Origin of the sequence: Streptomyces sp. NPDC127068 (assembly GCF_042724695.1) — a bacterium.
Taxonomy (GTDB): domain Bacteria; phylum Actinomycetota; class Actinomycetes; order Streptomycetales; family Streptomycetaceae; genus Streptomyces.
The window spans coordinates 141384-156423 of record NZ_JBHXEN010000009.1; the positions used below are offsets into that span (position 1 = coordinate 141384).

9 protein-coding genes, 4 pseudogenes and 1 CRISPR repeat array are annotated in these 15040 nt (G+C 70.2%); of the genes and pseudogenes, 9 read left to right on the top strand and 4 right to left on the bottom strand.

Features of this window, described 5'->3' with window-relative positions; genetic code table 11:
• Positions 1-42 precede the first annotated feature (42 nt).
• From ACFWIA_RS08155 to ACFWIA_RS08175, 5 genes and pseudogenes are all read left to right on the top strand, one after another.
• Positions 43-2180: pseudogene (locus tag ACFWIA_RS08155) on the top strand (thioredoxin domain-containing protein).
• A gap of 238 nt (positions 2181-2418) precedes the next feature.
• A complete protein-coding gene (locus ACFWIA_RS08160) occupies positions 2419-3696 on the top strand; it encodes a glycosyltransferase (RefSeq protein WP_387001590.1) in 1278 nt (425 codons plus the stop codon).
• Positions 3693-5330: an ArnT family glycosyltransferase gene (locus ACFWIA_RS08165; RefSeq protein ID WP_387001592.1), complete on the top strand. Its 1638-nt coding sequence runs from the start codon at positions 3693-3695 to the stop codon at positions 5328-5330. The genes ACFWIA_RS08160 and ACFWIA_RS08165 overlap by 4 nt, the downstream gene beginning before the upstream one ends.
• A gap of 47 nt (positions 5331-5377) precedes the next feature.
• Positions 5378-5866, top strand: a pseudogene (locus ACFWIA_RS08170) (GtrA family protein); the annotation flags it as partial.
• Positions 5867-5963: 97 nt separating this feature from the next.
• Positions 5964-8414: a galactose oxidase-like domain-containing protein gene (locus ACFWIA_RS08175; protein ID WP_387001640.1), complete on the top strand. Its 2451-nt coding sequence runs from the start codon at positions 5964-5966 to the stop codon at positions 8412-8414.
• Positions 8415-8485: 71 nt separating this feature from the next.
• On the opposite strand, the gene ACFWIA_RS08180 is transcribed toward ACFWIA_RS08175, so the two are convergent.
• The 4 genes and pseudogenes from ACFWIA_RS08180 to ACFWIA_RS08195 form a co-directional block, all read right to left on the bottom strand.
• Entirely contained in the window at positions 8486-9226 is a 741-nt protein-coding gene (locus ACFWIA_RS08180; protein ID WP_387001594.1) for a Mut7-C RNAse domain-containing protein, read from the bottom strand.
• A gap of 34 nt (positions 9227-9260) precedes the next feature.
• Positions 9261-9491 carry a DUF397 domain-containing protein gene (locus tag ACFWIA_RS08185; RefSeq protein WP_387001596.1) on the bottom strand — a complete coding sequence of 77 codons (231 nt, stop codon included), beginning with the start codon at positions 9489-9491 and terminating at the stop codon, positions 9261-9263.
• A gap of 6 nt (positions 9492-9497) precedes the next feature.
• Positions 9498-10151, bottom strand: a complete 654-nt coding sequence (locus ACFWIA_RS08190; protein ID WP_387001642.1) for a DUF5753 domain-containing protein — start codon at positions 10149-10151, stop codon at positions 9498-9500.
• A pseudogene (locus ACFWIA_RS08195) lies at positions 10152-10391 on the bottom strand (helix-turn-helix domain-containing protein); the annotation flags it as partial.
• A gap of 151 nt (positions 10392-10542) precedes the next feature.
• Here ACFWIA_RS08195 and ACFWIA_RS08200 point away from each other — a divergent pair.
• The 4 genes and pseudogenes from ACFWIA_RS08200 to cas7i all read left to right on the top strand — a co-directional run.
• Positions 10543-10899: pseudogene (locus ACFWIA_RS08200) on the top strand (ATP-binding protein); the annotation flags it as partial.
• Positions 10900-10975: 76 nt separating this feature from the next.
• Positions 10976-11450: a CRISPR direct-repeat array (repeat unit 21 nt; unit sequence CCCTCCAGGGCTGATGACGAC).
• A gap of 371 nt (positions 11451-11821) precedes the next feature.
• On the top strand, positions 11822-12511 hold the full coding sequence (gene cas6 / locus ACFWIA_RS08205; RefSeq protein ID WP_387001598.1) for a CRISPR-associated endoribonuclease Cas6: 690 nt from the start codon (positions 11822-11824) through the stop codon (positions 12509-12511).
• Positions 12508-13980 carry a hypothetical protein gene (locus ACFWIA_RS08210; RefSeq protein ID WP_387001600.1) on the top strand — a complete coding sequence of 491 codons (1473 nt, stop codon included), beginning with the start codon at positions 12508-12510 and terminating at the stop codon, positions 13978-13980. Before cas6 ends, ACFWIA_RS08210 begins: the two co-directional genes overlap by 4 nt.
• Positions 13980-15038, top strand: a complete 1059-nt coding sequence (gene cas7i, locus ACFWIA_RS08215; RefSeq protein ID WP_387001602.1) for a type I-B CRISPR-associated protein Cas7/Cst2/DevR — start codon at positions 13980-13982, stop codon at positions 15036-15038. The genes ACFWIA_RS08210 and cas7i overlap by 1 nt, the downstream gene beginning before the upstream one ends.
• Positions 15039-15040: the final 2 nt, after the last annotated feature.

Consider the following 15040-nt stretch of genomic DNA (forward strand, 5'->3'; position numbering starts at 1 on the left):
TGGTCCTGGGCCGGAGGCTGTGGATCGTGCGACGATGCGGGTATGAACCGACTGGCTAACGAGCAGTCGCCCTACCTACTCCAGCACGCCTCCAACCCAGTGGATTGGTGGCCATGGGGAGAGGAGGCGATGAATGAAGCTAAGCGACGGGACGTGCCCATCCTCTTGAGTGTGGGCTATGCGTCCTGTCACTTATGCTTCTACTAATTTACTGGTGCCACGTCATGGCACACGAATCGTTCGAGGACCACGCCACCGCCGCGATCCTGAACCGCTACTTCGTGAGCGTGAAGGTCGACCGCGAGGAGCGACCGGACGTCGACGCCGTGTACATGGAGGCCGTGCAGGCCGCGACCGGCCAGGGCGGCTGGCCGATGACCGTGTTCCTGACGCCGGACGCCGAGCCGTTCTACTTCGGCACCTACTTCCCGCCCGAGCCGCGGCACGGCTCGCCCTCCTTCCAGCAAGTGCTCGACGGGGTCAACCAGGCGTGGCAGGGCCGCCGGGGCGAGGTCGCCGAGGTCGCCGCGAAGATCACCCGGGAGCTGGGGGAGCGCCACATCGGGCACGGGTCCGGTCAGGCGCCGGGCGAACAGGAACTGTCCCAGGCCCTGTTGGGGCTCACCCGCGAGTACGACGCGAAGCACGGCGGCTTCGGCGGGGCGCCGAAGTTCCCGCCGTCCATGGTGATCGAGTTCCTGCTGCGCCACCACGCCCGCACCGGCTCCGAGGGCGCCTTGCAGATGGCCGCCGACACCTGCGAGCGAATGGCCCGGGGCGGGATCTACGACCAGCTGGGCGGCGGCTTCGCGCGCTACTCGGTGGACCGCGAGTGGGTCGTGCCGCACTTCGAGAAGATGCTCTACGACAACGCCCTGCTGTGCCGCGCGTACGCGCACCTGTGGCGGACCACCGGCTCCGAGCTGGCCCGCCGGGTCGCCCTGGAGACCGCCGACTTCATGATGCGCGAACTCCGCACCGAGCAGGGCGCCTTCGCCTCCGCCCTCGACGCCGACAGCGAGGGCCCCGACGGGCGCTCCAGCGAGGGCGCCTACTACGTGTGGACCCGGGAGCAGCTGCGCGAGGTCCTGGGCGAGGCGGACGCCGAACTCGCCGCCGCCCACTACGGGGTGAGCGAAGAGGGCACCTTCCCGGAGGGCGGCGAGGGCGCCTCGGTACTGCAACTCCCCCTGAGCGACGGCATGTTCGACGCCGAGCGGGTCGCGTCCGTGCGGCAGCGGCTGTTCGACGCGCGCGCCGAGCGGCCCGCGCCGGGCCGTGACGACAAGGTGGTGGCCGCCTGGAACGGCCTCGCCATCGCCGCCCTCGCCGAGACCGGCGCCTACTTCGACCGGCCCGACCTGGTCGAGGCCGCCGTCAGCGCCGCGGACCTCCTCGTCCGCCTCCACCTCGACGACTCCGCCCGGCTCGCCCGCACCTCCCGCGACGGCCGCGCCGGCACGAACGCCGGTGTGCTGGAGGACTACGCCGACGTCGCCGAGGGCTTCCTCGCCCTGGCCTCGGTGACCGGCGAAGGCGTGTGGCTCGACTTCGCCGGGTTCCTCCTCGACCACGTGCTGGCCCGGTTCACCGACGAGGAGGACGGGGCGCTCTACGACACCGCCTCCGACGCCGAACGGCTGATCCGCCGCCCCCAGGACCCCACCGACAACGCCACCCCCTCCGGTTGGACCGCCGCCGCCGGCGCCCTGCTGTCCTACGCCGCGCAGACCGGCTCCGAACCCCACCGCACCGCCGCGCTGCGCGCCCTCGGCGTGGTGTCGGCCCTCGGCCCGCGGGTGCCCCGGTTCATCGGTTGGGGCCTCGCCGTCGCCGAAGCCGCGCTGGACGGCCCGCGCGAGGTGGCCGTCGTCGGTGCCGAGGACGACCCGGCCCGTCGGGCGTTCCACCGGGCGGCGCTGCTCTCCACCGCCCCCGGTGCGGTCATCGCGGTCGGCGCCCCCGCAGAGTCCACCCCAACGGCCGCTGACGGTAAGGGAAGTGGCGCGAGTGGCGTCGAACTCCCGTTGCTAGCCGACCGCTTGCTACGCGACGGGCGGACCACCGCCTACATCTGCCGCAACTTCACCTGTGACGCCCCCACCACCGACCTGGACGGGTTCCGGGTCGCCCTGGGAGTCCGTGTGGACCTCAACGGCACCGATATCAAGTCAACTTGATGAGTCGAAATCGCTCCCGGGCGGCCGTCCCGGGGCCGTTCGGTGAACGCGCTTTCTCCCCTGCCGTGACCCGGAACGCCGCCGTCCGTACCCGAAACGTCGACTCGCTCGAACGTGCGATGCGAAACAGGCCATTTATCGACTGAGCACCCCAACTTCATATAACCCTCTTAGTCTCTCCATATCGGTGGGGGGCGCGACGAAGTGTCGTGCGCCGAGGGGGATCTCGGGGGATCTGTTGCTCACGTCTGTCTTCATCGCCACCGTGTCGCTGGCGCTCTTCTGGATGGCGGCGTTCACGCTCTGGTGGCAGATGCACGCATGGCGGACGCCCGAGACGCTGGCCGCCACCCGCTTCGCCGACCCCGAGGGCGGCGGCGCCCTGTCGTTCTCCCTGCTGCTCCCCGCCCGCCACGAACAGGCCGTGCTCGACCACACCATCCAACGCCTACTGGAGTCCGGGCACACCGACTTCGAGATCGTCGTCATCGTCGGCCACGACGACCCGGAGACCACCGAGGTCGCCCGCCACGCCGAAGCCCGCGACCCGCGCGTCAAGGTCGTCGTCGACACCCACGAGGCCAAGAACAAACCCAAGGCCCTCAATACCGCCCTCCCGCACTGCCGGGGCGACGTCGTCGGCGTCTTCGACGCGGAGGACCAGGTCCACCCCGACCTCCTCACCCACGTCGACCACGCCTTCCGCTCCACCGGCGCCGACGTTGTCCAGGGCGGCGTCCAACTCATCAACTTCCACTCCAGCTGGTACAGCCTGCGCAACTGCCTGGAGTACTTCTTCTGGTTCCGCTCCCGGCTCCACCTGCACGCCCAGAAGGGCTTCATCCCCCTCGGCGGCAACACCGTCTTCGTCCGCACCGACGTCCTGCGCGAAGCCGGCGGCTGGGACCCCCAGTGCCTCGCCGAGGACTGCGACCTCGGCGTGCGCCTGTCGAGCGTCGGCAAGAAGGTCGTCGTCGCCTACGACTCCGACATGGTCACCCGCGAGGAGACCCCCGGCAGCCTGCTGTCCCTGCTGAAACAGCGCACCCGCTGGAACCAGGGCTTCCTCCAGGTCTACCGCAAGAAGGACTGGAAGCAGCTCCCCACCGCCGGGCAACGCCTCCTCGCCCGGTACACCCTCATGACCCCGTTCCTCCAGGCGTTCACCGGCGTGATCATCCCGCTCAACGCGGCCGTCGCCCTCCTCCTCGACGTGCCCGTCGGCATCGCCTTCCTCTCCTTCCTGCCCGCCGTCACCGCCCTGGTGACCTTCGTCTTCGAAGTCGTCGGACTCCACGACTTCGGCAAGCAGTACGGGCTACGGGTGCGCCTGCCGCACTACGCCAAGCTCATCGTCGGCGGACCCTTCTACCAGGTGCTCCTCGCCGGCGCCGCGATCCGCGCCGTCTGGCGCGAACAACGCGGTCGCCACGACTGGGAACTCACCAGCCACGTCGGCGCCCACCTCGCCGCCGCACCCACCGCCGCCCCGACCCGTAAGGACGCCCCCGCGTGACCTCCACCCTCCCCACGGTGGACGCCTCCCCCGTCCCCGCGGGACGCCCCCGCGCGCGCCGCCGCCCCGCCCTCACCCACCGCCCCGTCGTCCGCTTCCGCAGTTCCCCCACCGACCTCGCGCTGTGCTGGACGCTCCTCGCCGCGATCGTCGCCGTCCAGGGCTGGAACATCGGCGCGTACCCCACCTTCAGCGACGACGAGGGCACCTACCTCGCCCAGGCGTGGGCCGTGCAACAGGGCGACGGCCTCGCCCACTACACCTACTGGTACGACCACCCGCCCGTCGGCTGGATGCAACTCGCCGCGCTCACCTGGCTCCCCGCCCAGTTCGCGCCCGAGACGATGACCGTCGGCATCATGCGCCTCGCGATGCTCATCGTCGCCGCGATCAGCGCCGTCCTCGTCTACGTACTCGCCCGCCGACTCTGGCTGCCCCGCTGGTCCGCCGGCCTCGCCATGGCCCTGTTCGGGCTCTCCCCGCTCGCCGTCAACCTCCAGCGACAGATCTTCCTCGACAACATCGCCGTCCTGTGGATGCTCCTCGCGTTCTGCCTCGCGGCCTCCCCCCACCGCCACCTCTGGCACCACTTCGCCGCCGGGATCGCCGCCGCCATCGGCGTCCTCAGCAAGGAGACGATGCTCCTGGTGCTGCCCGCGCTGCTGTTCACCATGTGGCGCTTCAGCCACCGTGACACGCGCAAGTTCGCCTTCACCGGCGCCATCACCTCCTGCGCCCTGATCGGCTTCACCTACCCCCTGTACGCCCTCCTCAAGGGCGAACTCCTCCCCGGCGACGACCACGTCTCCCTCTGGGACGGCGCCGTCTACCAGATGAGCCGCCCCGGCTCCGGCTTCCTCCTCGACACCTCCTCCGCCGCCCACGTCGTCCTCCAGGACTGGCTGTACTACGACCGGGTCCTGCCCCTCGGCGGACTCGCCGCCGCCCTGCTGCTGCTCGCCACCTACCGCTGGTCGGTCACCGCCCGCGCCCTCGCCGGCCCCGCCGCCACCGTCGCCATCTTCGCCCTCGTCGCCCTGCGCCCCGACGGCTACCTGCCCGCCATGTACGTCGTCCAGGCCCTGCCGTTCCTCGCCCTGGTCCTCGCCGGCAGCGCCGCCAGCATCACCCACGCCCTGCTCAGCCGCGGGCGGCGCAGCAACGAGAAGCGCCTCCCCCGCGGACTGCGCATCGGCCTCGTCGCCGCCCTCGCCCTCGGCGCGACGGCGTACCTGGTGCCCCGCTGGTACGACGGCAACCGCACCGCCCTCACCTCCGACGAGAGCGCGCCCTACCGCCAGGCCGCCGGCTGGATGGCCCAGCGGGTCCCCGACCCCGCCCGCACCCGCGTCCTCGTCGACGACGCCATCTGGCTCGACCTCGTCCACGCCGGCTACCGACCCGGCGACGGCGCCATCTGGTTCTACAAGGCCGACCTCGACCCCGCCGTCACCAAGACGCTGCCCCGCGGCTGGCGCGACGTCGACTACGTCGTCTCCTCCCGCACCGTCCGACGCGACGCCGTCGACCTCCCCACCGTCAAGGACGCCCTGCAACACTCCACCCCCGTCGCCGTCTTCGGCGAGGGCCCCGCCCGGGTCGAGATACGCAAGACCACCGGAGGCACCGGATGACCGCCGACGGCACCGTCCCCGGCGAGGTCGCCGCCCCGCCGCCCCGCCTCCCCGCCCTGCGCACCGCCGACCCGCTCGTCCGCATGATCGTCTTCGGGCTGATCGGCCTCACCGGCTTCCTCCCCAACCTCCTCGCCCTGCACGCCCTCACCACCGCGGGCCTCCACTACCTCACCGCCGAGGTCCTCGCCAACCAAGCCGGCGTCGCCTGGAACTTCCTCCTCATCGAACTCCTCCTCTTCCGCGACCGCCGACACCACCGCCACTGGGCCGACCGCACCGCCCGCTTCGCACTCCTCGCCAACGCCGACCTCGTGCTGCGCATCCCCCTCATCGCCCTGCTCGTCAAGCAGGGGGACATGGCGGTCGTCCCCGCCACCGCACTGGCCCTCGTCACCACCTTCGTCCTGCGCTTCATCGGCACGGAGACCCTGGTGTACCTGCCCCGCAGACGCCGTACGCGCCGGGGCACCGGCAGCCGTACGGAAGCCCCCGACGGCCCGACGCACGCGAAGGGCACCGGCACCACGACCTAGGAGCACGCCCATGACCCTCATACCGGCGCGGGTCCGACCCGCCCCACGCGCCCGTACCGTCCGACGCCGAAGAACCGCCCTCCTCGGCGTGGTCACCATGGTCGCCGGACTCCTGCTCGCCACCCCGCAGACGGCCGCCGCCGCCAACCTCCTCACCAACCCCGGCTTCGAGACCGCAGGACCCGGCGGCTCCGAACTGCCCCACTGCTGGTCCAAGGCCGGCTGGGGCGACAACGACTTCACCTACGACACGGTCACCGACGCCCGCACCGGCACCGCCGCCGTCAAGGTCGCCCTCAGCCGCCGGGTCAGCGGCGACCGCAAGGCCATGCTCACCGAGAACCCGACCTGCGCCCCGACCGTGCAACCGGGCACCCAGTACGACCTCAGCCTCTGGTACAAGTCGACCACCCCCGACACCGCGGTCACCCTCTTCCGCCGCGACACCACCGGCGGCTGGCAGTACTGGACCGACCTGCGCACCCTCCCCGTCGCCCCCGCCTACGAGCGGGTCGAGGTCCGCACCCCGCCGATCCCGCCCGGCACCGACCAGATCACCTGGGGCGTCTCCGTCTACGGCGTCGGCTCCGTCACCACCGACGACTACGCCATGCACGCCGTGGCCGTCGACCCGCCCGACCCGCTGTGCACCGGCACGCCCACCGAGTGTCGCGACGGCCGCTGGGACGTCCTCCCCACCAAGAACCCCGTACGCTCCGCCCACGCCGTCGTCCTCCACAACGGCAAGGTGCTGCTCATCGCCGGCTCCGGCAACAGCGAAGAAGCCTTCGCCGCGGGCACCTTCACCTCCGCGATCTACGACCCCGCGAACGGCTCCTACCGGATCATCCCCACCCCCAAGGACATGTTCTGCGCCGGCCACGTCCAACTCCGCGACGGCAAGGTCCTGGTCATGGGCGGCAACCTGTCCTACCCCGCCGCCAACGGCTCACACGGCTACAAGGGCTACCGCGACTCGTACGTCTTCGACCCCGCCACCGAGACGTACACCAAGACCAACGACATGAACGACGGCCACTGGTACCCGTCCGCCACCGTCATGGGCAACGGTGACGTCCTCTCCTTCGGCGGACTGCGCGACGACTCCACCGGCTCCGTCACCGCCGACCGCTTCTCCGCCGCCCAGAACAGGTGGCTGCCCACCCACCAGGTCAAGCAGACCTGGAGCTACTGGGGCCTGTACCCGTCCATGATCCTCATGCAGGACGGCCGCCTCTTCTACTCCGGCAGCCACGTCTTCGGCAACGGCACCCCCGGCACCGGCGCCTCCGTCTACGACTACGACGCCAACACCATCACCGACGTGCCCGGCCTGCAACGCAAGGACGAACGCGACCAGTCCGCCAGCGTGCTGCTCCCGCCCGCCCAGGACCAGAAGGTCCTCACCATCGGCGGCGGCAACATCGAGACCAACCCCAAGGCCAACCGCCTCACCGACATCATCGACCTCAAGGACCCCAACCCCCGCTACACCGCCGGACCCCCGCTCCCGCAGGGCACCGTCGACCGCGGCGGCGGCCAGGTCCCGCAGACCGGCGACGAGGGCAAGATGTACGTGTCCGCGGTGCTGCTGCCCGACGGCAAGGTCATGGAGACCGGCGGCTCCCTGCACAACCGGGCCGACCCCGTCTTCTCCTCCTCGCTCTTCGACCCGGTCACCCGCACCTTCGACAAGGTCGCCACCGACCCCGAGGCCCGCGGCTACCACTCCTCGTCGTTCCTGCTCCCCGACGGACGCGTGATGTCCACCGGCGACAACCCGGGCAGCAACACCTGGAACCACAACGTCTCGATCTACACCCCGCCCTACCTGATGAAGGGCCCCCGCCCCACGATCACCTCCGTCGCCGACAACGAGTGGACCTACGGTTCCACCCAACGCATCACCGTCGACCGCGCGATCACCAAGGCGCAACTCATCCGCCCCTCCGCGGTCACCCACTCCTCCGACCCCAACCAACGGTTCGTTGACCTGCCCCTGACCGTCAACGGCAACACCATCGACCTCAACGTCACCAGCAACCCCAACCTCGCCCCGCCCGGCTGGTACATGCTCTTCGCCACCGACGCGAACGGCGTGCCGTCCGTCGCGAAGTGGGTCCGCCTCGACGGGCCCGCGGCGATGAGCCCGGCGGCCTCCGGTTCCCCGGGATCGGGCGGCCACGGCGGCCATCACGGCGCCGCTGACCAGGGTGCTGGTGTGGCTGAGGCGCCGGCCCCGCACGTCCAGGACTTCGCGGACGACCTGTCGGCCAAGCCCCGGAAACCGGTGAAGAAGCGGGCGTCCCAGCCCGTCAGCCCGACCGTCTCCGGCTGCGACCGCCACTACGGCGCCGCGGGCGTCTGCGTGCCGACGGACTACCCGCCGCAGGTCAAGGCCACGACCGCCGCCCGCTGCGACTGGCTCGCCCGCCACGACTACGGCCGGCTCAAGGTCAACGGCGAGACCGACCCGCAGCGACTCGACCCCGACCGGGACGGCATCGCCTGCGGCAAGGGCGACCTACGCGGCACCAAGCGCCGCTGAGGCCCAGAGGGCCGGTGCCCGTACCTGGTACGGGCACCGGCCCCCGGTCTTGGCGGGTCCGCTTCGATTGTCTAACGCGCCGGACCGAACTCGGCGAGGACATCGGCGACCATGTGTTCCAACTGGTCGTGGTGGGCACCCCGCCAATACACGTTCCCGCAACTCGTGCAACGGGCGAACACGTCGTGCGTGCGCAGCGTTCCGGCCTCGACCCGGTGGGCCACCTCGTCCTTGGACGCGCTCACCAACGTGCCGTTGCACGCCGTGCACCGTGTCCAGGGCCGCAACTCGGGCGCGAACCTGCCTAGTACGTCGCGCAGTTGTTCATCGGGCTGGTCGCTGTACATGTACGCCCCCGCCCACAGCTCCCGGCGCCGCAACAGCCCCCGGTCCCGGCTCAGCAGCACGCGTCGTTCCGCCGCGGAACGGGTCGCCAGCGCGGGGTCACCGATGTCCACCGCCTCGTACGCGACGTCGATGCCGAGTACGCGCATCCGCCGGGCCAGGGTGCCCAGGTGCACGTCCAGCAGGAACCGCAAGGGCGCGCCGGGCACCTGCTGCGGCCGGACCACCGCTGTGACGCGGACGCGGTCCCCGTCCCGGGGTACGTAGCCGGTGGGCGCCGTGTCCCCGTTGACGTCCAGCGAGCCGACCTCGGTCAGCGGGACGCCCAGCGACTCGACCACGTGGCCGAGGCTGGACGTCCCGTCGATCCCTAGCTCCGTGGGTCCCTGGCGCCGCTTGTGCGGCACGAAGAGCGCCAGCTCGGGGGCCACCTCCACGGTGATCTGCTGGGCGTTGTCCTTGTTCACCGGCTCAGCATGTCATCCGTGCGGTGGGGTAGGGCTACGGGTTTTGCCCCGTGGGCGCCTCGTCGATGAGGTGGTCGAACTCGCCCGCCTTGACGCCCAGCAGGAACGCGCGGAGCTTGGCGGGGGTGGTGGTCACTACGGTGCCGGGGGCGTCGCTTTCGCGGAGGAGAACGGTGTCGGCCCGGGTGGCTATCTCCAGGCACTGACCCTCGTCCCCACCGCTGCTGTACGAGGACTTCTGCCAGCGGATCTCGTTACGTGTCATGGTTGCTCAGACTTCCTTTGCGACATTGCTGATCAGGGTTCGGGACTCGTCAACGCTGAGAGCCACCTGGCGGACCATGGAGAGCAGTGCGCGGTACTTGCTGAGCTGTGCTTTTGCGTCCAGATACACGCCTGCGAACGCAGTATCCACTTGGACGGTGTCCAGTTGCGGGACCGGTCCACCACCGTACGTGAACGGCTGGATGGACGAGGTCACACCTGGTGCGGTGAACGGTACGACGCGCAGTGCGGCGTTCTCCCGATGCGAGAACTCCAGGAGTGACGTGAGCTGATTGCGCATCACCTCGCCGTCGCCGTATCGAATGCGTAGTGCCGACTCGTGCAGTATCACCTCGACACCAGGAGGTTCGGGCCGGTCCAGAACGGCCTTTCGTTCCATCCGGTGGCGTACTGCGGTGTCGATCTGTTGCGAAGGCCGCTGTGTGACTGCGCCCTTGAAGACCGCGTACGCATACTCCTCGGTCTGGAGCAGGCCAGGGACGATCAGCAGCTCAACCAAGCGCAATTCCACGGCGTGGTGTTCGAACTCGGCCAGATCGAGCGCGCCGCTCGGCAACTCATGACGATAGGCCGTCCACCAGCCTCTGGTGCGGTCATCGGCCATGGCGGCGAGCGCGTCCACGTAGTCGGTGTCATCCACCAAGTAGTGCGTGGCCAGGTGGCGTACGCGTTCACCGCTCACACCGTGCCGACCGGACTCGACGTGGCTAACTCTCGGGCGCTCCCAACCCAGGCTGGCGGCGGCCTCAGCGCTGGTCAAGCCCGATGCCTCCCGCATCTTCCTCAGCTCGGCTCCGATGCGCACCTGACGTGCCGTGGGCTGGCCTCTGGGCGGCACTGTTCCCTCTTCTCCCGCGTCGGTCGTCCCCCCGACCCACACTCTGCCCGTATCCCTCCTTCGGGGGCAATCGAGGGCTCACTATTGCAACGTCTCATTAGTGTGCCCTACGTTCCGTGGTGTCGCTCAGGGTGCGTTCCGGATCACGAAGGGCCCTTTGAGATACCCAAGTTGCTGCGCTCAGGAGAGGCTCATGCCCGAAGTGCACCCCGGATTCCCCGGTCACAGCTACCGGTTCACCGCGCCCAATGTGGGGACGACCCCGAAGCTCGCCAGAGATCTGGTCGCCCTGCTGCTCGTCGCGTCGGGGCACGAGGATCTGACGGATCGGGCGCGGTTGCTGGTCTCCGAGGTGGTGACCAACGTGTTCCAGCACACGAGGGCCGCGCTGGTGACGGTGGACGCGACAGTGGGCGCCGATTCCGTCACCGTCCGCGTGACGGACCGCGAACCGGGCAGTCGTCCGCCCGCGCCGCGTTCCTTCCCGGAAGACGCTGACGAGCATGGGCGTGGGCTGATGCTGGTGGAGGCGATGGCTGACCGCTGGGGCGTCTCAGTGCACGGCGGGCTGTCCCCGCTGGACAAGTCGGTGTGGTTCGCGCTGGACGGTAAGGCGGCGAAGTCAACCCTCCAGGGCTGATGACGACACACGTCTCGGGTGCTGGGCAGTCGGTCGCCGGGCGGTTGCGAACCCTCCAGGGCTGATGACGACACCCAATCGTCCCTCGCGGGAACGCAAGTCGCGCTGGCGTTGCGAACTCCAGGGCTGATGACGACGGGCAGCCGGCCCATACCCCGCCTCAGGTACGCCCGTTGCGAACCCTCCAGGGCTGATGACGACCTGCTCGGCGGCGGCCCGGTGCACGCGGATGAGCCGGTTGCGAACCCTCCAGGGCTGATGACGACCAGTACGCCAAGAACTTCCTTACCGCCTGGGATAGCAGGTTGCGAGCCCTCCAGGGCTGATGACGACGGCACCCTCGGCTGGCAGTGCTGGATCTGCCGCATGTTGCGAGCCCTCCAGGGCTGATGACGACCGAATCAGCATCACTTGGGAGGTCTCGGAGCCCAGGTTGCGAGCCCTCCAGGGCTGATGACGACCCGAAGGTAAAGTCCCAGCTCGGAGCCGTCAAACAGCGGACCCAGGCGGCGAATTTTGCAGCGATCCGCCGGTACTGCATCGCCGCAGGTCAAACGCGTGCTCACGTACCGACTCCGCACGGACGAGAGCACCCGCGCACACACCACCCTACGGCGCCGCCCGGCCGGAGAGCAGCCGTCGCGACCGCGCGCCCCGCAGCTCCCCACTACCAAACCAGAGCACCCCGCATCGGATTTTATGAGTATTGGCGCCCTGAACGCCCAAGCGTCACTAACGTTCTCGTTGCCGGTCGGCGGCGGGCCCGTGAACACCACCAGGTGCCGTCAGTCGAGGTAGTAACAGCCAGCGGACCCAATCGAGTTGGGGGAGCATGCGCGTCAGAGTTGACGTGGAAGCGGACGTACCGAGCCTGTCGTGGGACGACGTGCACGGACCCGCGAGAGGCGTGGTGTACGAGTTGCTGAGCAGCCACGACGCCGACCTGGCGAGAACGCTCCACGACGAGGGCTGGAAGGGACAGTCGCTCAAGCCGTTGGGCGCGACGAGCCCACAGTTCCGAGGCGCGCGCCGGACCAAAGGCGTGTACACGACCTCCGCCGACGGCTCCCTGTGGTTCGGGTCGCCGGAACCACGGATCGCCTCCGCGCTCGTCGCCGCACTCTCGACGCGCACCGAAATCCGTTGGGGCGCCGCCAGGTTACGAGTGCGGGGCGTCGCGCTGGACGTGGCGGTCCCGCCCACCTCCGGAATGGTCGAACTGGCGACGCTCACCCCGGTGATCGTGAAGCACGACAGCCGGTACGTGCTCCCGGGCGACCCGCACTACCTGGACCGACTCCACCACAACCTCACCCACAAGGCCGACCTGCTGGGCTTGCCCGCACCCGCCGACCTGCACGTAGTGGAAGCCGGGCCCCGGCGTAGGTTCACCGTACGGGGCGCGCCCCGAATCGGGGCCCAGGTACGCGTGGCCATGGAAGCGGACGGGCGCTTCGTTGAGGCGCTGCGGTCCTGGGGCCTCGGGCTGGACACCGTGCAGGGCTTCGGGTGGATCAAGTGAACGTCGCCACCGCGGCCCCGGAACGACCCGTGATCGCCACGCGCCACCCGCTCCAACGGGGCGGAGCCTGGGCCGTGGCCGTCCTCGCGGGTCGGGCCCGACCGGACGAGGTCACCGTCACCGACCTCGACACCGTCGCCGCGGTGATCGTGGAGGACGTCGTAGCAGCCGCGACCGCAGCGAAGGACACGGCCGCGTACGACTGGTGGAAGGTCCTGTTCGCGCTGTACCCGAACTCCAAGGCCACGCACAGCAAACGCCCCAAGGAATCGACGGTCCTGCGTCCGGACATCGCCCTGCTCTTCCGCCCGGACCGCGAACCGGAGACGGAGCCCGTCCAGGCCGCGGCGACCCTCCGCCCCTGCACGTTCTGCGGGACGCGGACCACCGTCGTGTGGACGAAGTCGACCCTGCCCCTGTACGACACGGACCGTGCGCTGAACACCCTCCCGCCGGGCGTCCCCGGCTGGCCGGTCTGCCGGGGCTGCCGCGTCGCGATGTGGGCGCTGCCGTACGGCGCCTGGCTCACGGCCGGCTCGGCAACGGTGCTGACCTGCGAGAACGAGGACGCCGAGCGGGACTTCGTAGCGCAGAACGTGTTGCGGGCCCGGCGGGTGACCCACCTCGGGTTCGAGCGGATGCCCGCCGGGACACGTTCCGAACTCGTCGCCGTACGCGCGCTCAGGGCAGTCCGGGACGGGGACTTCGCCGCGTCCACCTTGTGGTCGTTCAAGAACGACAACCAAGAACCGTGGCTGCGGGTGACCCGTACGCGTCGCGCGGTGCCCGCGTTCCTGGGGAAGGTGGACGGGAACGCGGTGCTCCGCCGCGGCTGGCGCCTGCTGGAGATCGGGCTCACCCGCGTGGACCGCACCGGCCAGCTCGTGGCGCGGGGGCCCGACGAAGCGGCGCGACTGTTGTTCGAGGCGGAGGACGGGCGTAGCCGCTCGTTCCTCGGCCAGGTCCACGAACTGTTGAGCGGGTCGGACCGTCGCTGGTGCGCGGAGGACCGCGCCGCACTGACCCGGCTCGCGTTCACCTACGCCGAGGAGATCCTGGGGATGACACCCGACCTCAAGCCCGTCGCGACGCTGATCGCGGACTGGATCGAGCACGGGAGCGGCAGCCCCAGGGGCCGGTTCGCGGAGTACCGCAATGCCGCGCTGAACGACTACCAACTCGGCGTGCTGCTCACCCAGGCGCAGTACCGGTTGATGCTGGACGGACGACCGGCGCCGTCTGGGCCCGAGGACTGGAGCCCACTGATCCAGCGGCGCCCCCGGACTTGGGAACTGCGCATGCTGCTGTCCGCGACGGTCGTCCAACTGCTCCAGGAACGCGGAGTGACGGTGAACGACACCCCCGTGGACCCGGAGGAGCGGCAGCGGACGGAAGCGCTGCTGGAGCAGTCGAACCACCAGCGCGCCGAAGAGTACGAAGACGAAGAGGAAGAGATGGGGCCCGCGTAATGGCGTATCTGGCGGGGAAGATGGTGCTCGCGGTCGAGGCGGGCGCGCCGAACAACGGCAAGGGCGAGGACACCAAGGCCCGGGTGAAGCTGGCCCGGATCAGGGGCAAGCGGTACCCGTACGTGTCGGCACAGGCGGCGCGCCGCTGGCTGCGCGACGGGATGGTGGAGCTGGGTGCCGTGCCGTCGCCGGTCACCCGGGTCGGCAAGGCGCAGAACAAGGCGCAGAAGGCCAACACGGAGGCGGACCCCGTCCGTTACGCCGATGACGACCTCTTCGGGTACATGCGCGCGGGCGCGAAGAAGGACGACGCGGCGACGACCCTGCGGGACAGTCCGTTCCTGCTGGGCACCCTGATGTCGGTGGAGCCGGTGTACCCGACGGAGGACTTCGGGGTGATGTCCCGCGGGGTCCCGGAGCCCGTCCTGCACGGTCACGAGTTCTATACCGCCGACCTGGCCGCACCGTTCCTGCTGGACCTGCCGCGGATCGGCACGTTCACGATGCCCGACACCAACGGCGTCGGCCGCCCGAACTACCTGACCGCCGAGCAGGCGCTCCTCACGAGCGAGGCGATCCAGGCCGGGGCCACCGCGACCACCTTCCGGGACCAGCCCGCCGTCCGGCTGCCGATCGAGGAGCGCCGCAACCGTGCCGCCCTGCTGCTGGAGGCCCTGGCCCACCTCAGCGGCGGCGCGAAGCAGGCCCTCCACTACGGGGACCGGGTGCCCGCGCTGATCGTCATGGTTCCGTTCAACGGCGGCATCAACCCGCTGGCCCACTGCATCGACGGCGAGGAGGGCGCGGGGCTGCGCGTGCGCGGGGACGTGCTGCGGCAGGAACTCGACGCCTGGGCGGGGGAGTGGCAGGCCCCCGTACGGATCGGCTGGCGACCCGGCTTCCGCGACGACCTGCGCGCCGACTTCGAGAAGGCGTGCGCGGAGGAGATCGCGAACGAGACGATCACCCTCGCGCACCCCCGCACCGCCCTGCGCGAGCTGGCCAGCGACCTCCGTGGGGGCCGGCTCGACGGCTGGTTCGACGACCCGGCCCGGTGAGC

What these genes read in the sequence shown, in the direction of transcription:
- ACFWIA_RS08185 (WP_387001596.1), bottom strand. Translation starts at nt 9,491, where the DNA reads ATGACACGTAACGAGATCCGCTGGCAGAAGTCCTCGTACAGCAGCGGT.
- cas7i (WP_387001602.1), top strand. Translation starts at nt 13,980, where the DNA reads ATGGCGTATCTGGCGGGGAAGATGGTGCTCGCGGTCGAGGCGGGCGCG.
- ACFWIA_RS08175 (WP_387001640.1), top strand. Translation starts at nt 5,964, where the DNA reads ATGGTCGCCGGACTCCTGCTCGCCACCCCGCAGACGGCCGCCGCCGCC.
- cas6 (WP_387001598.1), top strand. Translation starts at nt 11,822, where the DNA reads ATGCGCGTCAGAGTTGACGTGGAAGCGGACGTACCGAGCCTGTCGTGG.